This is a genomic window from Mumia flava (assembly GCF_002797495.1).
Lineage (GTDB): Bacteria > Actinomycetota > Actinomycetes > Propionibacteriales > Nocardioidaceae > Mumia > Mumia flava.
In genome coordinates this window covers 2,589,890-2,612,269 of sequence record NZ_PGEZ01000001.1, presented here as the reverse complement: position 1 = coordinate 2,612,269, position 22,380 = coordinate 2,589,890, and the positions used below count along the sequence as shown (strand labels likewise).

14 protein-coding genes are annotated in these 22,380 nt (G+C 71.3%); 8 read left to right on the top strand and 6 right to left on the bottom strand.

What is annotated here, in order from left to right; genetic code table 11:
• The first annotated feature begins 28 nt into the window (after window positions 1-28).
• The 4 genes from uraD to allB are packed head-to-tail and all read left to right on the top strand — an operon-like array spanning window position 29 to window position 3,260.
• Entirely contained in the window at window positions 29-556 is a 528-nt protein-coding gene (gene uraD, locus CLV56_RS12205; protein WP_100414885.1) for a 2-oxo-4-hydroxy-4-carboxy-5-ureidoimidazoline decarboxylase, read from the top strand.
• Window positions 553-891: a hydroxyisourate hydrolase gene (gene uraH / locus CLV56_RS12200; RefSeq protein WP_039356280.1), complete on the top strand. Its 339-nt coding sequence runs from the start codon at window positions 553-555 to the stop codon at window positions 889-891. The genes uraD and uraH overlap by 4 nt, the downstream gene beginning before the upstream one ends.
• A 1-nt stretch (window position 892) precedes the next feature.
• Window positions 893-1,870 (top strand): factor-independent urate hydroxylase, encoded by a 978-nt coding sequence (gene pucL / locus CLV56_RS12195; RefSeq protein WP_039356277.1) that lies wholly within the window; start codon window positions 893-895, stop codon window positions 1,868-1,870.
• Between the two features lies 1 nt (window position 1,871).
• Entirely contained in the window at window positions 1,872-3,260 is a 1,389-nt protein-coding gene (gene allB / locus CLV56_RS12190) for an allantoinase AllB (RefSeq protein ID WP_039356274.1), read from the top strand.
• 177 nt (window positions 3,261-3,437) lie between these two features.
• Here the strand turns inward: allB and ggt are convergent, their stop codons facing one another.
• The 3 genes from ggt to CLV56_RS12175 form a co-directional block, all read right to left on the bottom strand.
• Complete coding sequence (gene ggt / locus CLV56_RS12185) at window positions 3,438-5,333, bottom strand: gamma-glutamyltransferase (protein WP_039356271.1); 1,896 nt, start codon at window positions 5,331-5,333, stop codon at window positions 3,438-3,440.
• A 119-nt stretch (window positions 5,334-5,452) separates the two neighbouring features.
• The gene (locus CLV56_RS12180; RefSeq protein WP_211288055.1) at window positions 5,453-6,406 is read right to left on the bottom strand and encodes a hypothetical protein; all 954 of its coding nucleotides are present in this window, start codon (window positions 6,404-6,406) and stop codon (window positions 5,453-5,455) included.
• 142 nt (window positions 6,407-6,548) lie between these two features.
• Window positions 6,549-7,319 carry an SGNH/GDSL hydrolase family protein gene (locus CLV56_RS12175; protein WP_039339789.1) on the bottom strand — a complete coding sequence of 257 codons (771 nt, stop codon included), beginning with the start codon at window positions 7,317-7,319 and terminating at the stop codon, window positions 6,549-6,551.
• 164 nt (window positions 7,320-7,483) lie between these two features.
• Between CLV56_RS12175 and CLV56_RS12170 the strand changes: the two genes are divergently transcribed.
• The 3 genes from CLV56_RS12170 to CLV56_RS12160 are packed head-to-tail and all read left to right on the top strand — an operon-like array spanning window position 7,484 to window position 12,974.
• Window positions 7,484-8,302, top strand: coding sequence for a hypothetical protein (locus CLV56_RS12170; protein WP_039339791.1), 819 nt, complete (start codon window positions 7,484-7,486; stop codon window positions 8,300-8,302).
• Between the two features lies 1 nt (window position 8,303).
• Complete coding sequence (locus tag CLV56_RS12165; RefSeq protein WP_100414883.1) at window positions 8,304-10,271, top strand: copper amine oxidase; 1,968 nt, start codon at window positions 8,304-8,306, stop codon at window positions 10,269-10,271.
• A gap of 45 nt (window positions 10,272-10,316) precedes the next feature.
• The gene (locus CLV56_RS12160; RefSeq protein ID WP_039340038.1) at window positions 10,317-12,974 is read left to right on the top strand and encodes a DEAD/DEAH box helicase; all 2,658 of its coding nucleotides are present in this window, start codon (window positions 10,317-10,319) and stop codon (window positions 12,972-12,974) included.
• Window positions 12,975-12,980: 6 nt separating this feature from the next.
• Here the strand turns inward: CLV56_RS12160 and CLV56_RS12155 are convergent, their stop codons facing one another.
• Window positions 12,981-13,898: a hypothetical protein gene (locus CLV56_RS12155; protein WP_157805149.1), complete on the bottom strand. Its 918-nt coding sequence runs from the start codon at window positions 13,896-13,898 to the stop codon at window positions 12,981-12,983.
• Window positions 13,899-14,020: 122 nt separating this feature from the next.
• Window positions 14,021-18,280, bottom strand: a complete 4,260-nt coding sequence (locus CLV56_RS12150) for a LamG-like jellyroll fold domain-containing protein (protein ID WP_100414882.1) — start codon at window positions 18,278-18,280, stop codon at window positions 14,021-14,023.
• A gap of 163 nt (window positions 18,281-18,443) precedes the next feature.
• Between CLV56_RS12150 and pta the strand changes: the two genes are divergently transcribed.
• On the top strand, window positions 18,444-20,528 hold the full coding sequence (gene pta, locus CLV56_RS12145; protein WP_039339796.1) for a phosphate acetyltransferase: 2,085 nt from the start codon (window positions 18,444-18,446) through the stop codon (window positions 20,526-20,528).
• A gap of 219 nt (window positions 20,529-20,747) precedes the next feature.
• Here the strand turns inward: pta and CLV56_RS12140 are convergent, their stop codons facing one another.
• Window positions 20,748-22,271, bottom strand: coding sequence for an aldehyde dehydrogenase family protein (locus tag CLV56_RS12140; RefSeq protein ID WP_039339799.1), 1,524 nt, complete (start codon window positions 22,269-22,271; stop codon window positions 20,748-20,750).
• Window positions 22,272-22,380 lie beyond the last annotated feature (109 nt).

Genomic DNA, 22,380 nt, shown 5'->3' with positions numbered 1-22,380 from the left:
GACGGCCGTGAAGCAATAACTTCATTCCATGGACATCGACGCGTTCAACGGCAGCGCCGCCGAGGAACTCACCGAGACCCTCACCGCCTGTGCCGACATCCCAGCCTGGGTCGCCGCGATCGTCGACGGCCGCCCGTACGCCGACACCGACGCCCTCCTCCGTACGGCTGAGGGTGCGACCGCGTTCTGGACCGCCGACGACGTGGAGCGAGCGCTGGCCCAGCACCCGCGGATCGGGGAACGCTCCGACCGCGGGGGCGCCGAGGCCGCGATGTCCGCCCGCGAGCAGTCCGGGGTGTCGCAGGAGGCCGACGTCGCCGAGCGCCTGCGGGCCGGCAACGCGGCGTACGAGGAGAGGTTCGACCGGGTCTATCTCGTCCGCGCCGCCGGACGCAGCGCCGAGGAGATCCTCGCGATGCTCGAGCAGCGCCTCACCAACGACCCGCAGACCGAGCTCGAGGTCACCGCGGGCCAGCTCCGCGAGATCGCGATGCTGCGGCTGCGCGGACTGCTGGACCTGCCCGCGGACCCTCCGGCGACCAGGATGGACCCATGACCAGCCACGTCACCACCCACGTCCTCGACACCGCGCTCGGCCACCCCGCCGCCGGCGTCACCGTCACGCTGAGCCTCGTCGAGGACCGCGCCGTCGAACCCCTCGCGTACGGCGTCACCGACGACGACGGCCGCGTCCGCGAGCTGGGCCCGGAGCACCTCCCGACCGGCACGTACCGCCTGACGTTCGACGTCGCCGGCTACTTCGCGCACTCCGGGCGGACCGCGTTCTTCCCGTCGGTCGACATCACGTTCGCGCTGAGCGACGTCGACCAGCACCACCACGTCCCGCTGCTGCTGAGCCCGTTCGCCTACTCCACCTACCGAGGGAGCTGAGATGCCCGTGTCCCAGACCGATCCGACCTCCGCGCCGAGCGAGCCCGCAGCCGGGTACCGGCTCGGCGCGAACCGCTACGGCAAGGCCGAGGTCCGGCTGGTACGGGTCGACCGCGACACCGAACGGCACACGCTCACCGACCTGTCCGTCACGAGCCAGCTGCGCGGCGACTTCGCCGACACGCACACCCGCGGCGACAACGCCCACGTGATCGCGACGGACACGCAGAAGAACACGATCTTCGCCTTCGCCCGCGACGGCATCACCTCCCCCGAGGCGTTCCTGCTGCGCCTGGCTGCGCACTTCACCGACGACTTCGCGTGGGTCGACGGCGGCCGCTGGGAGGCCCACGCGTACGGGTGGGACCGCTTGCCTTCTGAGTCCGGCGCGCCGCACGACCACGCGTTCGCGCGCTCCGGCGGCGAGACCCGTACGGCGCTGGTCGACGTCGACGGCGGCCGTACGACCGTGCTCGCCGGGCTGCGCGACCTGACCGTGATGAAGTCGACCGGGTCGGAGTTCGTCGGGTTCCCGCGCGACCGCTACACGACGCTGCCCGAGGAGACCGACCGGATCCTCGCGACGTCGGTGTCGGCGCGGTGGCGCTACGCCGACGGGGTGGCCGATCTGGACGGGCGCGGGCTGGACGGGGGCGGGCTGGACTGGGACAGCGCGTACGGGGCGGCGCGGTCGGCGATGCTCACGGCGTTCGCGGACACGCACTCGAAGGCCCTCCAGGAGACGCTGTACGTGATGGCGACCGCGGTGCTGGACGCGGTGCCTCAGATCGCCGAGGTGCGGTTCTCGATGCCCAACAAGCACCACTTCCTCGTCGATCTCGCGCCGTTCGGGCTCGACAACCCCGGCGAGGTCTTCTACGCGGCCGACCGGCCGTACGGGCTGATCGAGGCCGCCGTGCTCCGCGACGGCGAGGCCGACGGGCATGCCGTGTGGGACAGCGTGGACGGGTTCTGCTGAGATGCCGGGTCTGGGGACAGGTGCGCTCGAGGCCGTCCGGGCCCGGCGGGTGCTCGTGGACGGACGGCTCCAGCCGGCGCTGCTGCGGATCGCAGACGGGCGGTTCTCGGAGATCGTGACCGGACCGGGTGCGCTGGAGGCGCCGGTCGGGGACGCGGGCGGCTCGCCCGCAGACCTGGCCGTTCTCGACGTCGGCGACGACGTGATCGTCCTCCCCGGCATCGTCGACACGCACGTCCACGTCAACGAACCGGGCCGTACGGCGTGGGAAGGCTTCGCGACCGCGACCGAAGCGGCTGCGCGCGGCGGCGTCACGACCCTGATCGACATGCCGCTCAACAGCATCCCGTCCACCACGACTCCCGAGGCGCTCGCACTGAAACGGGCCCGCGCCGCTGCGAAGGCACGGGTCGACGTCGGCTTCTGGGGCGGCGCCGTCCCGGACAACCTCGGCACGCTCGAGGTGCTGTGGGACGAGGGCGTGTTCGGGTTCAAGTGCTTCCTGCTCGACTCCGGTGTGGAGGAGTTCGCGCCGCTCGACCGCGACCAGCTGCACACCGCGATGCGCGAGGTCGCCGGGTTCGGGGGCCTGCTGATCGTGCACGCCGAGCACCCGGACGTGATCGCGGCGGCGCCCGCGCCCGCCAGCCGGGCGTACGCCGACTTCCTCGCGTCGCGTCCCGACGCCGCCGAGGTGGACGCGATCGAGATGCTGATCGACGCCGCGCGCGAGCACGGCACCCGGACGCACATCCTGCACCTGTCCAGCGCACGGGCCCTCGAACCGATCGCGAAGGCCCGCGCCGAAGGCCTCCCCATCACCGTCGAGACCTGCCCGCACTACCTCGTGCTCGACGCGGACGCGGTCCCGGACGGCGCGGCGGAGTTCAAGTGCTGTCCCCCGATCCGCGACGCCGACAACGCCGACGCGCTCTGGGACGGGCTGCGCGACGGCGTCATCGACGTGATCGTCACCGACCACTCCCCGTCCACGGCCGAGGAGAAGCATCGCGGCGACGGCGATCTCCAGCAGGCGTGGGGTGGGATCGCGGGGCTGCAGGTGGGATTCGCGGCGGTGGCGGACGCGGCGTCGCGGCGCGGGATCGGGATCGAACGCGTCAGTGCCTGGATGTCATCGGGGCCGGCGGCGTTGGCGGGGCTCGGTGCGAAGGGCGCGATCGCCGTCGGGCGCGACGCCGATCTCGTCCTGTGGGCGCCCGACGAGCCGTACGACGTGCGGGCCGACGCGCTCGCGCACCGCAACAAGCTCACGGCGTACGACGGGCTGCGCCTGCGCGGACGCGTACGGGCGACTGTGCTGCGCGGGTCGGTGGTGTTCGACGGCGAGGGTGTGCCGGCGATCCCTTCCGGGCAGCTCCTGTCGCGTTAGCGGTTCGGGGTCTCGATCACTCGCTCCGCTCGCGCCTCGACCACCGGAAGGGAAGCACCGCTGGTCGAGGCGGGCGAGGAACGAGCCCGATCGAGACCCCGCTCCGCTCGCGCCTCGACCAACAGAAGCACCGCTGGTCGAGGCGGGCGAGGAACGAGCCCGATCGAGACCCCGCGCCTACCGCCCGTACGGTCGAACGACGAGGCCCGTACCGCCGCCGCGGCGGACCGGCTCCGCGGCCGCGATCATCGAACCGCGCTTCGTCACCTCGATCGTCGCCGCCGCCCCGATCTCCGCGGCGGACGTGAACTGGTCCCCGGACGGTGTGAGCGCCTGCCCGAACGGCGCCAGCGCATCCCCGTACTCCTCGATGAACTCCGGCTCCGCCGTCGTCGCCACCGTGTTGCGCTGCGACGCGCGCGGTGCCGCGACCGCCTCCGGGAGGGTCATCCCGAGGTCGATCCGGTTCATCAGGATCTGCAGCACGGTCGTGATGATCGTCGAACCACCCGGCGAACCCAGCACGTACTTCACCCGGGTCTCCGTACGGCCCTTGCCCTTGTCCTTGCCCCAGCCGCCCTTGCCGCGGCCCTTGCCCCAGCCGCCCTTGCGGTCGCGCTCGAGCACGATCGTCGGCGACATCGAGGAGCGCGGACGCTTGCCGGGCTCGATCCGGTTCGGGTCGGCCTCGTCGTAGACGGCCGAGAAGTCGGTCAGCTCGTTGTTCAGCAGGAACCCGCGCCCCGGCACGAGGATCCCCGAGCCGCCGGTCTGCTCGATCGTGAGCGTGTACGCGGCGGCGTTGCCCCACTTGTCGACGACCGAGAGGTGGGTGGTGGAGATGTTCTCGGTGTCCGGCTTCTCGGTGTACGCGGTGGTCGCGCAGCCGGAGTCGGTGAGCGCGCCCGCGGCGACCGGGCGCGGCGTCGCGGTGTCCGGGTCGATCGTGCACGCCCGGGCGTCGGCGAAGTCCTGGCTCAGCAGCGTCTCGGTCGGCACGTCGACGAAGGCCGGGTCGCCGACGTAAGCACCACGGTCGGCGAACGCCCGCGCGGACGCCTCGATGTAGTAGTGCAGGCTCTGCGCGGTCTCGTCACCGCCCTCGAGATCGAAGTTCTCGAGGATGTTCAGTGCCTCTCCGACCGTGGTGCCCCCCGAGCTCGACGGCGCCATCCCGTACACGTCCAGGCCGCGGTAGCCGACCCGCGTCGGCGCCTGGCGCAGCACCTCGTACGCCGCGAGGTCGTCGGGGGTCATCGATCCGGGCGGGACCGGGAGGTCCGTGTCCGGCGAGGTCACCGGGTCCTGCACGGTGTCGGCGATCTCGTCGGCGATCGGGCCGTCGTAGAAGACGCCGGTGCCGCGCCGGGCGATCAGGCGGTACGTGTGGGCGAGGTCGCGGTTGCGGAAGACCGTCCCGACCTGCGGCGCGTCGCCGTCCGGCAGGAACAGCGCGGCCGTGTCCGGGAACGCCGCGAACCGCTCCTCGTTCTGCAGCGTCTGGCTGCGGAACGTCTCGTCGACCACGAACCCCTTGCTGGCCAGCTGCGTCGCCGGCTTCAGCGCACGGCGCAGCGAGTGCGTCCCGTAGTCGTCGAGCGCCGCCTCCCAGGTCGCGAGCGTGCCGGGGACGCCGACGGAGACGCCGGACGTGACGCGGTCGGGGCTGAACGGGTACGGCTGGCCGGTCGCGGGGTCGATGAACGCGTCCGGGGTGATCCCCGCCGGAGCGGTCTCGCGCCCGTCGATCGTGGACACGTCTCCGGTCCGTGCGTCGTAGTACACGAAGTAGCCGCCTCCTCCGACGCCCGCGCTGTACGGCTCGGTGACGCCGAGTGCAGCCGCCATCGCGACCGCGGCGTCCGCTGCGTTGCCGCCCTTCGCGAGCACGTCGCGGCCGATCTTGCTGGCGTTCGCGTCCACCGACGACACCGCGCCACCCGTGCCGTACGAGGTGGGCGGGGCGTGGCCGTGGCCGTGGCCCCGGTGGGCCTCGGCCGGTGCGGCGACGAGAGTGGCGAGCGTGAGTCCTGCGGCGGCGATCAGAGCCGCAGCGGTCCGACGACAATTCATCACGTACCTCCTCCGGCCGACGCTGCCACCGCCCCCGCAGACCCGCAACCGGGGTGGGAACCCGCCGCGATCCATCAGTGCGGTTGATCCGGGGCAGCATGTGCCCGAGATCCACCGCACTACGGCCCCGCCCGCACGGCGCAGTCGGGAGATCTGCAGGGGTGCGGTTCTCCGGACCAGCCGTGCTGCCGCAGCACCTCCCCGACCTTCGCCGCGGTCCCGCAGGGTCGACGGAACACCTGGCCCCATCCCAGGCGTACGGTCGGCCGTCCTGCGACGAGGACGTCGAGGTCGCGTTCCAAGTCGTCGTCCCGCTGCTCGGCTTCGCCGTGATGGCGTCCGTCCAGCTCGATCACCACCTCGTCGAGATCGACGTCGCGGTAGGCGATCCGGTAGGGCTCCCGAACCGCGCGGCGTTGTCCGCGGCCGGAGGGGAGTCCGTGCGGGCGTTCGATGCGGTGCCGATACCCGTGCTCGATGACGGAGTGAGTCCCGTCGGCGATGTCGCGCAGCACGGCCTGGAGGAATCGCCGACCCTTGACCCGCCCGCGCGCGTTGATCGCCGCACGCAAGCGGTTCGCGGTCGTACGCCGGGATCCGCACGCCGATGCGAGCGCCGCCACGGCACCGACTTCGTCGCGAGCACCGATCGCGACATCGAGGACAGCCTCCTCGAACAGCATCCGGGGTGGTGCGTAGTTCCATCGGACACGCGCCGTGAACCCCGTCCGACGCTCGACCGCGGCACCCGCCGGGGTCACTACGTTGCGATCACGGTCCGTCGCGATCTGGATCACCGACCGGTCGACCTCGTACAACGCCCGTCGCTCGTACGCCCGCAGTGCGGAGGCTGCGCAGAGCGCGGCCGGCCAGGCGCACAGAACCGCACCCCATGCCCGCTGGATCCAGGTCGGCTCGCCGGTGTGGTCGACGTACACCCCTGGGTGCAGCTCCACCAGGTCACGGCGTCGCCTCCATCGCCGGATGTCGTCGTCGCAGTATCCGAGATCGAGCAGCTGACGCCGCGCGACCACCCCGTGTTGCTGGGCCAGCAAGTCGCGGGGCGGATCCACCGCTGCATGCTGCCGGTGTTCGCGGGATCGCCGCTGGCGTCTTCCACAGGCAACAGTGCGGTGGATCCTGGGCAGCATGTGCCCGGGATCCACCGCACTGATGATCGGGCAGGGTTTCGACAGGCTCAACCGGCGGCAGCGGTCAGATCGGGGCGAGCTCGGGGCGCTTCGGCTTCACGGTGTCGCCGGACGACGTGCCCTGGATCCGGCGCTGCACCCACGGCACCGCGTACCCCTTGGCCCAGGCGAGATCGGCGTCGCGCCGCTCCTTCTTGGTCTGCGCGGACATCGCACGCAGTCGCGGCGGCTTGATGTCGTGGCTGATCCCGAGGGTGTCGAGGACGTGGATCGCCATCTTCTGGTGCCCCGCGGTCCCCATGTGGAGGCGGTCGACGTCCCAGTAGCGGTCGTCGCGGTACTCCCGGAACCGCCAGTAGTCCACGATCGTCGCCCCATGGGTCTCGGCGACCTCGCGGACGAGCTCGTTGTAGATCGCGACCCGGCCGCGCAGCTTGCCGAACACCGGCGCGAAGCCCAGGTCGAATCCGGTGAACATCACGACCCGCGCGCCCGTCACGGACAGGCGGCCGATCGCGGCGTCGTACAGCTCGACGAGGTGGTCCAGATCGACCTTCGGCCGCATGATGTCGTTGCCGCCGGCGTAGATCGTGATGAGGTCGGGCTGGAGCTTGAGCGCGGGCTCGAGCTGCTCGGCGATGACCGGCTTCAGCAGCCGGCCGCGGACGGCGAGGTTCGCGTACCCGAAGTCGTCGGACTTCGTCGCGAGCACCTCCGCGACCCGGTCCGCCCAGCCGCGCAACCCGTTGGGGCGACGGGAATCCGGGTCACCGACCCCTTCGGTGAAGGAGTCGCCGAGCGCGACGTAGCGGTGGTAGATCGGTTCGCTCGTCATCTGGCCATCTTGACACCCGTACGCCGTGGTTCTGCGCACCAGGGCACGTCCCGCGTCGCCTGATTCGCGCCGAATTGACCGATCTGTCGAATTGGACCACGGAGCGGACCACCGCGAGGATAGGCTGCGGCCAGCACCACCGCTCGTCTCCCAGGAGCCCGCCCGTGACGTCACGATCCACGTCGTGGCGACGACCTCGTACGGTCGCCGTCGCGGCGGTCTTCGCCCTCGTCCTCGCCGTCGTGATCGCGCTGCGCACCGGCGACGACGTGGTCGCCGACGAGCCTCAGCCCGACGGCAGCGTCGAGCGCACCAACGAGCTGCCGACCGAGCGGCCCGACGAGATCGGCGCTCCCCGCGACCCGCTCAGCATCGAGGAGATCGGGTACGCCAAGCACCTGGCCGAGACCGACGCGTCGATGCCGGACGACGCGACCGACGTCGACGGTGATCCCGTCGCGCAGCTGCTCTCGGTGGACCTCACGCCGACCGAGGGCGAGACGACGCAGCGCCTCGTCGACGTCACGTTCTACGACTACACCGACAACCACGTGATCACGCAGACCGTCGACCTCGGCGCCGGCACCGTCGACTCGGCCGACGGACGCGGGTTCCAGCCGCCCCCGAGCCCTGCGGAGACGTCCGCGGCCCTCGCCGTGGTCCTCGCCGACCCGATCAGCGACCAGCTCCAGGCCGAGTCCCTCAAGGGCACCGGAGCGACGTTCGACGCCGAGTCCGTCTCGGTCACGGGCAGCGCCTGGACGGCCGGGCCCGACCAGCAGGGACCGGCGGCCCGTTGCGGCAAGCAGCGCTGCGTCGAGCTGCGGATCCAGCTCCCCGACGGGCTCTACCTGACGGCCTCCGGACTCGTCGTGAACCTCTCCCAGGGCACCGTCCTCGACACCACCGGCGACCACGGCGACGCCGGCCACGACCACGCCGACGGCGACGCCGGCCACGACCACAGCGATCACGAGCACTGAGATGAGTCCCCGAGCCCTCCTCCGTACCCTCGCCCGCGCGACCGCGGCCCTCGCCGCGACCGCCCTCGCCGCCGGACTCCTCGTCGCGCTGCCCAGCGCGCCCGCGTCCGCCGCGACGCCCGACCTGTCGTGCTCGTCGAAGGGCGCGATCCGCAAGACGCTCGAGGCCGGCTCCGCGTGGGCCATGTGCTTCAACATCAACTCCAACAAGGGGCTCGTCCTCGAGGAGATCTGGTTCAAGGGCGCGAACGAGTCGCGCTACCGCAAGGTCCTGGACTCGATCGCGCTGAGCCAGCTCAACGTCCCGTACGACTCCGGCGTGAACCAGTGGAACGACATCACCGGCTTCGGGTTCGGCAACCAGCACCTGCAGAAGCTGGCGGCGAGCGAGTGCCCCGGAGGGACCCGCCGTACGGTCGAGCAGGCCTTCGACCTGCGCGGCTCGTTCGTCCAGCGCTCGATCCCCGCGGTCTGCGTCAACGAGCAGGACACCGGGCTCGCCTACCGCTCGCACGAGCAGGAGAACCAGTCGATCGAGGACGGGATCCTCTTCACCGACCAAGGCACCGATCTGGTCGTGTCGACGATCTCGAAGGTCGACTGGTACGAGTACGAGGTCCAGTACCGCTTCACCGACACCGGCTCGATCGTCCCGCAGCTCGGCGCGACCGGTGACCTGTCGCCGATCGACTTCGTCAACGATGCGCGGTTCGGCTGGAACGTCGGACTCGACCACACGCACGACACCTCGACGTCGCACCACCACAACGCCGTCTGGCGGGTCGACTTCGGCCTCGACGGCGCCACGAACCAGACCGTCGAGCAGTACGACTACGCGCAGGCGGGGTCAGGCGCGGCAGGTCCGCGACTGGCTGCGTCCACGACCACGGTGAGCACCGAGGCCACCAAGCAGGCGCCGGACTACCGCTGGTTCCGCGTCGTCGCGCCGGGCAGCCTCAACGCCGACGGACACGCCCGGTCGTACGAGATCGCGTTCGGCGCGAACGACGTCCACGGCGAGGTGGTCGGCAGCGCCGCGGACCCGTCCGCGCAGAACGCCGTGACGTTCAGCCAGGCGAGGGCCTGCGAGCAGTACGCGTCGGAGAACCTCACGTCACCCTGCACGAACCAGAGCGTCCTCGACTACGCCAACGGCCAGTCGCTGACGGACCCGGTCGCGTGGGTCAACGTCGGCTTCCACCACGTCGTGCGCGACGAGGACCAGAGCCCGATGCCGGTGCACTGGCAGGGCTTCACCCTGCTGCCGCGCGACTTCACCGCGATCTCGCCGATCACCCCGCTCGGGCGCGAGTGCGTGAACGGTCGACCCGACCGGTTCCTCGACTCCAGCGACCTCTGCGGCAACGCGACCCGGACCACCGTGAGCCGCTCGGCGACCGGACAGATCTACGGCACCCGCGCCCCGGTGTCGCTGTCGATCAAGGTGCGTCCGGTCGACAACGACGAGACGCCCACCGGCACCGCCAACGTGCTCGACGGCAAGCGGATCGTCGCCACCGGGATCAAGCTGAACGCGAACGGCAACGCCACGTACCGCCTGCCGTCCGGCCTCGCTGCGGGCCGGCACAACCTGAAGGCCGTCTACTCCCCGAAGTCGGGCAGCGACTGGGTCACGTCCAAGAGCAGCGCCATCGCGGTGGACGTCCGCAAGGCCACCTCGTACGCCCGGCTGAGCGTGAGCCCCACGCGGGTGGAGCGGGGGCGCAAGGTCACGTACGCGATCCGGGTCAGCGCCCCGGGCGGCTCCCCGACAGGGACGCTGCGGCTCAAGATCGGCAGCACCACCGTGAAGACGCGAGCGCTGAAGGGCTACCACCACGGTCGCCGGACGCTGAAGGTCCGCGTGAACAAGCGGCCCGGCGGGCGCACCGCGAAGGTCGTGTACGAGGGCAACCGCAACCTCAAGCGCAGCGTCGCCACCGACCGGATCCGCGTCCTTCCTCGCTGACCCGGTCGTACGGCCGCCTCGGGTGCGGATGGAAAGATGGACGCCATGCGCCTCGTCGACCACCTTCCTGCCGCCGAGGAGTCCGACGACGCCGACGTGGTCCTCGACGCGTTCATCACGTGGGCCGAGGGCGAGGGCCTGTCGCTCTACCCCGCGCAGGAGGACGCGCTGCTCGAGCTCGTGGCCGGCTCGAACGTGATCCTCGCGACGCCGACCGGCTCGGGCAAGAGCCTGGTCGCGTCCGGGGCGCAGTTCGCGGCGCTGGCCCGCGGGGAGCGCAGCTACTACACGGCCCCGATCAAGGCGCTGGTCTCGGAGAAGTTCTTCGCGCTCGTCGACCAGTTCGGCCCCGAGAACGTCGGGATGATGACCGGCGACGCGACGGTCAACGGCGACGCGCCCATCATCGCGGCGACCGCGGAGATCCTCGCCAACAAGGCACTGCGCGAGGGGTCGGACGCCGAGGTCGGGCTGGTCGTGATGGACGAGTTCCACTTCTACTCCGAGCCGGACCGCGGCTGGGCCTGGGAGGTGCCGCTGCTCGAGCTGCCGCACGCGCAGTTCCTGCTGATGTCGGCGACGCTCGGCGACACGGCGCGGTTCGAGACCGACCTGACCCGCCGTACCGGCCGCGAGACGACGCTCGTCGCGAGCACGGAGCGGCCGGTGCCCCTTGTCCACGAGTATGTGACGTCGCCGGTGCACGAGACCGTCGAGGAGCTGCTCGCGACCGGGCAGGCGCCCGTCTACATCGTGCACTTCAGCCAGGCCGCGGCGATCGAGCGGGCGCAGGCCCTGTCGAGCATCAACATGACGTCCAAGACCGAGAAGGCCCAGATCGCCGAGGAGCTGGGTGACTTCCGGTTCTCCACCGGGTTCGGCAAGACGCTGTCGCGGCTCGTACGGATGGGTGTCGGGGTGCACCACGCGGGGATGCTCCCGCGCTATCGCCGCCTGGTCGAGCGGCTCACCCAGAAGGGCCTGCTCAAGGTCGTCTGCGGCACGGACACGCTCGGCGTCGGGATCAACGTGCCGATCCGTACGGTCCTGTTCTCGGGGTTGTCGAAGTACGACGGGACGCGCCAGCGGCACCTGCACGTGCGCGAGTTCCAGCAGATCGCCGGGCGAGCCGGCCGGGCGGGGTACGACACCGTCGGGCGCGTGGTCGTGCAGGCGCCCGAGCACGAGGTCGAGAACGCCAAGATGGTCCGCAAGGCCGGCGACGACCCGAAGAAGCTGCGCAAGATCCAGCGCAAGAAGCCGCCCGAGGGGTTCGTCAACTACTCCGACCGCACCCACGACAAGCTCACCACCGGGCAGCCCGAGGCGCTGCTGTCGCGGATGCGCGTCAGCCACTCGATGGTGCTCAACCTCGTCGCACGACGCGGCGACGCGCGGGCCGCCGTACGGTCCATCGTCACCGACAGCCACGCGCCCGAGTCCGAGCAGGAGCGGATGCTCGGCGACGCCGAGTCGATCTTCGACACGCTCGTCGAGGGCGGCGTGATCGAGGAGCTGTCCGGTCCCGACGCGGACGGCCGTACGGTCCGGCTGACCGTCGACCTCCAGGAGGACTTCGCGCTCAACCAGCCGCTCGCGCCCTTCGCGGTCGCGGCGCTGGAGGTGCTCGACCGCGAGTCGGACACGTACGCGCTGGACGTGGTCTCGATCTTCGAGGCGATCCTCGAGAACCCGCGCCCGATCATCAACGCCCAGCGGCACGCCGCCCGCGGCGAGGCGGTCGCGGAGATGAAGGCGGAAGGGCTGGAGTACGAGGAGCGGATGGAGCTGCTCGAGGAGATCGAGCACCCGCAGCCCCTGCGCGACCTGCTCGAGGTGGCGTACGACGCGTACCGCGGGGGTCATCCGTGGGTCGCCGACCACGAGCTGAAGCCGAAGTCGGTCGCCCGCGAGATGTGGGAGAAGTCGATGACCTTCGGGGAGTACGTGAGCCTCTACCAGCTCGCGCGCTCCGAGGGGCTCGTGCTGCGCTACCTGTCCGACGTGTACCGCACGCTGCGCCACTCCGTCCCCGACTCCTACGCCACCGACGAGATCGACGACATCACCGACTGGCTCGGGGAGGTCGTGCGGCAGACCGACTCCAGCCTGCTCGACGAGTGGGAGGCGCTCGCGGCCGGCGAGGGCGGCGAGGTCGACGTGGTGATCGCGCACCACGACGCGGCCGACGCGGCACCGCCTCCGGTGACGGCCAACGAGCGGGCGTTCCGGGTGCTCGTCCGCAACGCGCTGTTCCGGCGGGTCGAGCAGATGGCGCTGCGCCGCTGGATCGACCTGGGCGAGATGGACGGCGCCGCAGGCTGGACCGCCGAGGTGTGGAGGGAGGCGATCGAGGACTACTTCGCGGAGTACGACAGCCTCGGCACCGGCTCCGACGCCCGCGGTCCCGCGATGCTCGTGGTCGACACCGACCCGGGCTCCACCCCCGATGGTCGAGGCGCGAGCGACGACTCCACCCCCGATGGTCGAGGCGCGAGCGACGGCTCCACCCCCGATGGTCGAGGCGCGAGCGAAGCGAGCGATCGAGACCCCCGACCCCGCCTCTGGCACGTCCGCCAGATCCTCGACGACCCCGAGGGCGACCACGACTGGTGCATCTTCGCGACCGTCCACCTGGACGCGTCCGACGAGGCCGGCGAGGCGGTCGTGCAGATCACCGACGTGCGACCGATGACGGGCTGAGGGCTGTCAGGCCGAAGGCGGCAGGGCCCACGTGATCGTCGGATCCTTCCAGGCGCCGAGGTCGATCTCGACGGTCTCCCACTCGTCGGGCGTGACGTCCTGTCCCGCCGGACCGTGCCGGACCTCGAGGGTCGTCGACCCGTCGGCCGTCGTCGCGTCGAACGTCCACAGCTCGTCCCCGACGACGCCGACGAGCTGCGAGGTGATGTCGGCGGCCGCGAGCGCCTCGACCTCGTCCTTCGACGGCCGGGTCATGCCCGGTGCGAGGTGACGCGGGTTCCGGTTCGGCTCGTCCTCCCGCCGCACGTAGAGCTCTCCCGTCCCCACGTCGACCGTTGCGGTGGTCCCCGCCTCGAAGACGTAGCCCTTGCCCTTCGTGGGCGTCTCGGTCGACACGTCGTAACGCCAGGCCTGCACGTAGTCCTCGAAGTCCAGCACGTGCACGAGGTCGGCGTCGCGCTGATCGAACGCGACCATGCGGGTCTCACCCTTCGCCATCCGCGGCGGGAATCGGTGGACCGGGCCGATCTGCTCCCCCGTCATCGCGTCCTCGATCACGAGGGTGGGCGGGAGATCGTCGCGGGTGATCTCTCCCGACTCGTTCGAGATGAGGGCACGTCTGTCCGCAGAGATCCGGGTCGCCCCGAGGGCGATCTTGGTGGCGTCGGTGTCGCGCGGCATCCGACGGATGGCCGACTCGCCCGACTCGGGATCGAAGCGGACCAGAGCCGACGCGCTCCGGGCCGCCAGAGGCCCGCCTCGCGCCTCCTCCGGATCTCCCGCGACCACCGCGACCATCCACTGCTCGGCAGGGTCGGCCGGCGCCGCCTGGGACGGCGCGTCGGACTCGGAGCTCGGGGAGCAGGCGGCGACGAAGCACAGGGCTGCCGCTGCTGTGAGGGCGACAGGGCGGACGGTTCTCACGAACGACTCCTCGGGCATGGGGGCGGCCACGCCGCACCCTAACGGTACGGATCGTGACCGGATGCGCCGGTGGGGCGGCACATCAGCGCCGCCCCACCGGGTCGTCAGGTCCAGGTCACCCCTCAGCGGCGCACCACCACCCGCGCGACGCCCCGCGACGCCGTCAGCGCGTCGGACCCGCGGTAGGTCACAACCACGCGGTGACGGCCCGGCCGCTGACGCGGCAGCGTGACGACCGCCTTCCCGCGACGGTCGAGCCGCGCCGTGCGCACGACACGTCCGTCGACCGCGACCCGGACCGTTCCGGTCGCCCGCATCCGTGGCGCCCGTACCGTGACGATCGCGCGGGCCCGCTGACGCGCACCGAGCTGCTTCGGCGCGACGCGCACGCTGGTGCGGGACGCGATCTTCGCGATCCGCACCGCCCGCGAGGTGGCCGAGACCGCCGACCGTCCGGGCACCTTCGCGGCCACCCGGGCCGAGATCCGCGTCCCGGCGTCGGCGGCGACCGGCCGGTAGGCCGCGCCCTTCGCACCCGGGATGGTCCGACCGTCGCGCAGCCACCGCACCGTCAGCTCGGCGGCGTCGACGTTGCGCCACTCGCCGGCATCGACCGCCAGGTCGCCGCCGACCACCGCACGTCCGGTGATCCTCGGACGCCTCACGTTGACCGGTGCCGGGGCCTGTGCGACCTCGACGACGCGCGAGGCGATCGCCTGGTTGCCGTTGGCGTCGGTAGCGGTGTACGAGAGGGCGTAGCTGCCGGGCTTCGTCGTGTCCACGCTGCCGACGACCACGACCGACGCGAGGACGTCGCCGTCGACCGCGTCCGTAGCGGTGACACCGGCCAGCGGATCGAACTCGTCGCCGAGCTCGACCGTGGTGTCCTCCGGGACGACGATCTCGGGCGGCGTGGTGTCGGTGCCGGCGTTCGATGCCGTGAACATCGCGATCTGACCGACCTCGCCGGCCTCCAGCTCCTCACCCGACGTGGCGTCGGCGCTGGTGGCGTACCACGCGTACGTGGTGCCGGCCTCCAGCCCGCTCCACGTCACCGACGCCGGCCAGCCCGACCGTGCGGTCGCGGTGCCGATCACCTCGTCGGTCGGGTCGACGACGACGAGGCCGTTGGTGGAGAAGCTTGTGCGCCGTGTCTCCAGCTGCACCGGCAGCCGCGTGTCGTCCTCGGTGCCGTCGTAGCGGAGCCGGTCGTCGTACTCGGTGGCCCCGAAGTTCTCCAGCAGCGGCGAGAACGTGTCGACCGCCATCTCGCCGGCGTCGACGTCGAACTGCAGCATCCGGAAGAAGCTCGACCCGAACCGCAGCCCGGCGTCCGGCGCGTACCCGCCGACCTCGGTGAGCCCGAGCTCCTCGGCCGTCACCTCGTAGAACTGGTAGTCCGCCAGCAGGTCGACGACGTGGTTGCCGCGGGTGCCGACGTTGCGCCGCACCTCGATGTCGACGCCGTGCTCGTGGCCCGACAGCACCAGGAACACGTTCTCGTTCTTCTTCACAACCTGGTCGAAGACCCGCTTGCCGTCGTACGACCAGCCCGCGCCGCGCCCGTCGGGGTTGACGCTCGGTGTCGTGTACGCGTGGGTCAGCATGATCGCGTTGCGGTCGGCGTACTGCTCGAGCACCTCGTCGGCCCACACCGTCTCCTCGACGGTCACGCCGAACGCGAGCTGCAGCGCGATGAAGTCGAGACCGCCTGCGCTGAAGAGCGTGTAGCCGTTGCTGGCGTCGCCCGGCTGCCACGGGTGGAACTCCGCCTGCGCCGCCTGCCAGGTCGGCGTCTGCGCCAGCGCCTCGTACCGCTCGGGCCCGAAGTAGTCGTTGTACATCGCCTCCGGGCCGGTGTCGACGCCGTACAGGTTGTCGTGGTTGCCCGGGATCACCGCGTTCACCACCCCGGCGTCGTCGACGATCTTCTGGGCAGCCGACGCCACCTCGTACTCCAGCCGCGCGTTGGCCTTGTACGCGTCGGAGGCCGGTGCGTTGTGGTAGTTCTCGATCACGTCGCCGGTGTGCGCGGCGAACGCGATCTTGCGCTCGGCGGCGTGGTCCGCGATCCACTGCGTGGTGTCGGTGTACGCCCGCTGCCACAGTGCCCGCTCGGTCGGCGTCTCCTGCTCGACGGCGCCCTCGGAGAGGTACTGCGTGTCGGTCAGGTGTGCGATCGAGAAGTCGTAGTCGGCCGGGTCCTCGAACGCGTCGCGCACCTCGTTGAGGAGGTCGTCGGCGAACGGGTCCTCACCGGTCACCATCACCGGCACGACCCCCTCGTGGACGTGCCGCGGCGACACGTCGGCGCTGAGCGAGACGTCGGCGTCGGCGCTGCCGCGGATGTCGCCCATCTCCTCCCACTGCTCGCCGTCCCACAGCCGCAGCACCGCGCTGCGGCTCGGGTCGAGCGCGCCGGTCCACACGATGCGCTGGCCCCTGCCCGCGGAGACCGGGACGTCGAACCGCTGGAACGGCAGCGCGTTGGTGGTGGGGCTGTCGAGGTACGCGTCGTCCGGCTGGAGCGGCTCGGTGATCGCCGTCGGGTCGTCGGCGGCGAAGTCCAGCGTGGTCGGCAGGTCATCGACCACGCCCTGCGTGCCGGAGTCCGCGACCACCACGTCGGCCGAGGTGAACGTCGTCGTGACGTCGCCACCGCTCGGGTTCGTCGCGATCGCCGACAGCGTCACCGTCCCCTCGCCCTGGCCGGTCTCCGTCCCGCCACCGGACGGGATGTTGCCCGACGTGAACGGGATCTCGATGTCGACCGGAGCCCCGAAGACGTCCGTACCGGTGATCGCGATCAGGTGGTCGCCCGACGCCAGGCCGGCGCCGATCCGCTCACCGGGCTCGATCGGCTCGTCGTCGAGGGTGTACGTGACGTCGCGGCTCAGCGCCTCGCCGTTCTCGAAGGCCGCCTGGAACGTGACTGCGCGACGGAGGCGCTCGCCCGCGGCCGGGACCGACGAGGTGAGCTCGACCGGACGGGCGCTGCGGTGCTGGCCGATCGCTTCGCGCCCCAGCGCGAGCACCTCGCTCGGCGTCAGAGCGTGGCCGAAGATCCGGGCGGTGCTGATCGTCGCGGGAGCGTAGAACTGGGGGCGGTTGCGGGCGCTGTCGGCGCCGACGGCGAAGAAGTGGGCACCGTCGCTGGGCAGGGTCAACGACCCCGTCGTCGCCGACTGCGCGACCGGCACGCCGTCGAGGTACAGCGTGGCGGTGCTGCCGTCCCAGGTGCCGACCGCGTGGTACCAGCGGCCGTCGGTGACCTGCGTGTTGGTGTTGCGGTAGGTGCCGCCGATGTTGGGGTTGAACGACAGCCGGTCGCCGTACAGCGTGATGGAGAAGCCGCCCGCCTCCTTGTTGGCGCAGAGGTTGCCGCGGGTCTCGCCGCTCGGCGGCAGGTCGTCGTCGTACTTGAACACGCACTCCACCGAGAAGCCGCCCTGCAGCTTGTCGTACTGGCCGTCCATCGGGTACGTGAAGGCCGAGGAGCCGTCGAACGCGGCGACCTGCTTGCCGAGCGGGGTGTGCTCGGAGATCACCGGCTCGCCCCACGTCTCGGCCGGCAGACCCTGCGCGTGGTCGGTCGGCGTGCCGTCGGCGAAGTCGACGTCGACGATGTCGGCGCTGGGCGCGGTCGGCGCGGCCTGGTCGGACTCGGCGAGCGCGGCGGCCTGCGTGGCGTCGAGCGCGTCGCTGTAGATCCGTGCGGTCCGCAGGGTCGCCTGGCCGTAGAAGCTGGGCTGGTTGGAGCCGTTGCTGTCGGCGCCGAGGAACAGCGACGTCGCGCTGCCGCCCGCGGGCTTGAACGCGCCGGTGGCCGGCGTCTGCGCCGCCTGCTCGCCGTCGACGTACAGCGTGACCGTGCTCCCGTCCCACACGGCTGCCGTGTGGTACCAGCGGCCGGTCTCCGCCTGGACGCGGACGGACTTGTAGCCCCCGCCGACGTGGATCATGAACACGATGTCGGTGCCGCTCATCACGGTCCCGAAGCCGCCGCCCTCCTTGTTGGAGCAGGCGTCGCCCTCCGGGCTCGACGGGGTCCGCTGGTCGTCGAAGCGGAACGAGCACTCCAGCGTCATCGCGCCGGACAGCGACTCGTACTGGTCGGACAGGTCGTAGGCGAGGGCGTCGTCGGTGCCGTCGAACGCCCACGCCGGACGGCCGATGGTGAGGTCGGCGGTGGCGGTCGGCTCTCCGTGGACGTCGGGCTCGACGCCTCGTGCGGTGTCGGTGGTGGTGCCGTCGCGGAAGTCGACGTCGAGGACGTCGGCGACCGGGAGGTCGGCGGCACGGGCGGGCGCGGCGGAGATCGCGGTCAGCGATCCGAGCCCGACGGCGGCTGCCGCAGCGAGACTGCTCAGTCGTCGCAGCATCAGGTTCAGCTCCAGGTGTCGTGGGACTGGTCCCTCGGCATCCTGGTCACCGTTTCAAGCACCAGGTGAATTCCCGGGGAGGGGTCGGGAAAGCCTTGGCGTCCGTTTCACCCCACGGGTCGAGGGTCTGCGGGCGGAGCCGAGTCGCCCTACGCTCGCGGGTGTGAGCAGCAGCGTGTACATCGCCTCGCTCGAGGGCTTCACCGGCAAGTCCACGGTCGCGCTCGGCGTGCTCGAGCAGCTGTCGCGCCGCGTACGCCGGGTGGGGGTGTTCCGCCCGGTCGTCCGCGCCGACACCGCGACCACCGGTGACCGCGACTACGTCCTCGACATGCTGCTGGACCACGACGCGGTCGACGTCGCGTACGAGGACGCTGTCGGGGTCGGGTACGACGCGGTGCACGCCGATCCGGTCGCCGCGCTCGAGCGGATCGTCGACCGCTACCACGCGCTCGCGGCGCAGTGCGACGCCGTCGTGATCGTCGGCACCGACTACACCGACGTCAGCACACCGACCGAGTTCGCGTACAACGCCCGGATCGCCGCGAACCTCGCCGCCCCCGTCCTGCTCGTCCTCAACGGCGCCGGCCGTACCCGCGCGGACCTGCGGGCGCTGAGCGAGCTCGCGCTGACCGAGCTCGACGCGCACCACGCCGAGCTGTTCGCGGTGATCCTCAACCGCGTCACGGAACCCGACCTGGTCGGCGCCGCGCCCACCGTCACGACGCTGGTCGACGCCGACGTGCTCGTCGCCGCGATCCCGGACGAGCCGCTGCTGTCCGCGCCGACGGTCGCGGACCTCATGACGGCGTGCGACGGCCGGCTGGTGATGGGCGACGCAGCGCTGCTGGGCCGCGAGGTCAACGGCTTCACCGTGGCCGCGATGACGTTGCCGAACGTCCTCGACCGGGTGGTCGAGGGCGGTGTCGTCGTCACGCCCGGGGACCGTTCGGAGGTCGTGCTCGGCGTGGTCGTCGCGCACGTGTCGACCGCGTTCCCGCAGATCTCCGGAGTGATCCTCAACGGCGGGCTGGGGCTGCCGCACCAGGTCGAGTCGTTGCTGCGCGGCATCGGCTCGACGGTGCCGATCATCGCCACGGACCTCGACTCGTACGCCACCGCGCGGGCGCTGACCGACCAGCGCGGCCGGCTGACCCGGGACTCGCCGCGCAAGGTGGCGACGGCGCTGGCCCTGTTCACCGAGCACGTCGACGGCGATGCGCTGATGGACCGGCTCGAGGTCGCGAGGACCGAGGTCGTCACGCCGCTCATGTTCGAGCACCAGCTGCTCGACCGGGCCACCTCCGACCGGCGCCACATCGTGCTCCCCGAGGGCGAGGAGGACCGGATCCTCCAGGCGGCGGACTCCCTGCTGCGCCGCGGGGTCGCGGACCTGACCCTGCTCGGCGACCCGATCACGATCAGCGCCCGCGCCGCGAACCTCGGTGTCGACGTCTCCGCCGCGACCCTGATCGACCCGGCGACGAGCGACCACCGCGAGCACTTCGCCCAGGAGTACGCGCGGCGCCGCGCCCACCGCGGGGTCGAGCTGGCCGAGGCACGCGAGATCGTCACGGACGTGTCGTACTTCGGCACGCTCATGGTCGAGCTCGGGTTCGCCGACGGGATGGTGTCGGGGTCCGTCCACACCACCGCGCACACGATCCGGCCGGCGCTCGAGCTCGTACGGACGGCGCCGGGCGTCTCGGTGGTGTCGTCGGTGTTCTTCATGTGCCTGCAGAACCAGGTGCTCGTGTACGGCGACTGCGCCGTCGTCGTCGACCCCGATGCCCAGCAGCTCGCCGACATCGCGATCAGCTCCGCCCGTACGGCCGCTGCGTTCGGCGTCGAACCGCGGGTCGCGATGCTCTCGTACTCGACCGGCGCGTCGGGGTCCGGCTCCGACGTCGAGAAGGTGCTCAACGCCACGGGGCTCGCGCAGGAGCGGGCGCCCGACCTGATGGTCGAGGGACCGATCCAGTACGACGCCGCGATCGACGAGGCGGTCGCGCGGACGAAGCTGCCGGACTCCGAGGTCGCCGGGCGCGCGACGGTGTTCGTGTTCCCCGACCTCAACACCGGCAACAACACGTACAAGGCCGTCCAGCGCTCCGCCGACGCGGTGGCCGTCGGGCCGGTGCTCCAGGGGCTGCGCAAGCCGGTGAACGACCTGTCCCGCGGCGCGACCGTCCGCGACATCGTGAACACGGTCGCCATCACCGCCATCCAGGCCCAGGTCCTCCCCTAGCTCGCGAGTCGCGGGGGCGGCGTTTCGTCACCCGGAGCGACGGTACGAATCGTCGCCGGAGGTCACGTTCCGTCGCTCGGTGCTGTGACCCCGCCATGGGCGACTCGCCACCCCGCCACGCATGACTCGGGAGCCCGCCACGGGCGACTCGGGACCGCGCCGCAGGCGTCTCGATCTCGCTCCGCTCGGCCTCGACGAACGGCCGCGAGCGGGACGCCGTCAGTCGTCGAGGGCCTTGCCGCCGTGGAGCATGGTCAGCATCTGCGTGAACGTCTTCTCGTGCTTCTCGGTGCGCTTGAAGGACGTCAGCGGGAGCGCAGACTTGAAGCGCTGGTTCGTGACCGCGTGCGCGTAGGTGAACTCCTTCAGCCCGTCCGGGCCGTGGATCCGCCCGAAGCCGGAGTCGCCGACGCCGCCGAACGGGAGCGCGGGGATCCCGGCGAACGCGATCACGGCGTTGACCGAGACCATCCCCGACCGGATCTGCTGCGCGATCACCGAGCCGCTCTTCTTCGCGAACACCGACGCACCCAGCCCGTACCGCGTGGCGTTGGTCCGCGCGACGGCCTCGTCCATCGACGCGACCTTGTTCACGACCAGGGTCGGGCCGAACGTCTCGTCGGTGATCGCGCGGGAGTCCTCGGGGACGTCGACCAGGATCGTGGGCTGGACGTAGCGCTCGCCGACGCAGTCCGCGCTGCCGACGACGGCCCGGCCGCCCCGGGCGATCGCGTCGTCGACGTGGTCGGAGATCACCGCGAGCTGCGACGGCATCGTCGCGGGACCGTAGTGCGCGTCCGCGTCGTTGCCGGGACGGATCTCGCGGGCCGCCTCGACGATCTGCGAGACGAACTCGTCGTAGACCTTCTCGTGGACGTAGACGCGCTCCATCCCGGTGCACGTCTGACCGGCGTTGCCCATCGCGCCCCACAGCGCGGCGTCGACGGCGGCGGGGAGGTCCGCGTCGGCGTCGACGATCATCGCGTCCTTGCCGCCGGCCTCGATCACGACGGGCGTGAGGTTCTCGGCGGCCGCGGCCATGACCTTCTTGCCGGTCGCGGTCGACCCGGTGAACGCGACCTTGTCGACCTTCGGCGACCCGGCGAGCGCACCGCCGGTCGGTCCGAAGCCGGTGATCAGCTGCAGCACCGGGTGGTCGCCGGCAACCTCGGCGAAGGAGTCGACGAGCCACTTCCCGACGCCGGGGGTGTACTCGCTCGGCTTGAACACGACCGCGTTGCCGGCCGCCAGGGCGTACGCGATCGAGCCCATCGGCGTGAAGACCGGGTAGTTCCACGGGCCGATCACCCCGACGACGCCGAGGGGCTGGTAGCTCACCGACGCCGACTGGTTGACCATCAGCATCCCCGAGGACACCTTCTGCTTCCCGAGCACCTTCTTGGCGTGGCCCGAGGCCCAGGCGATGTGGTCGATCGCGAGGCCGATCTCGAGCAGCGCGTCGCCGTGCGGCTTGCCGGTCTCGGCGTGGACGACCTCGGCGAGCTGGTTCATCCGGCGCGTGATCACGCCCTTCCAACGCTTCATCACGTCCTTGCGCCCGTCGAAGCCGAGCCCGGCCCACCACGTCGCGGCCGCGGTCGCCCGGTCGAGGGCGGCGTCGACCTCCTCGGCACTCGTCACGGGGTAGGTCCCGACCACGTCACCGGTCGCCGGGTTGAGGGAGGCGAAGGTCTCCCGGCCGGAGTCGGCGGCAGAGGTCTCGCGGAGGCTGGTGGCGGTCATGACGCTCCTCGGATGGAGTTCGAAGGGAGTACGAGATGGTGACAGTTGTGCTGGCAGAATAACCAGGCGCGGCGCCCGGAGCCTAGGGGTTCGACGGAATCGGAAGTGA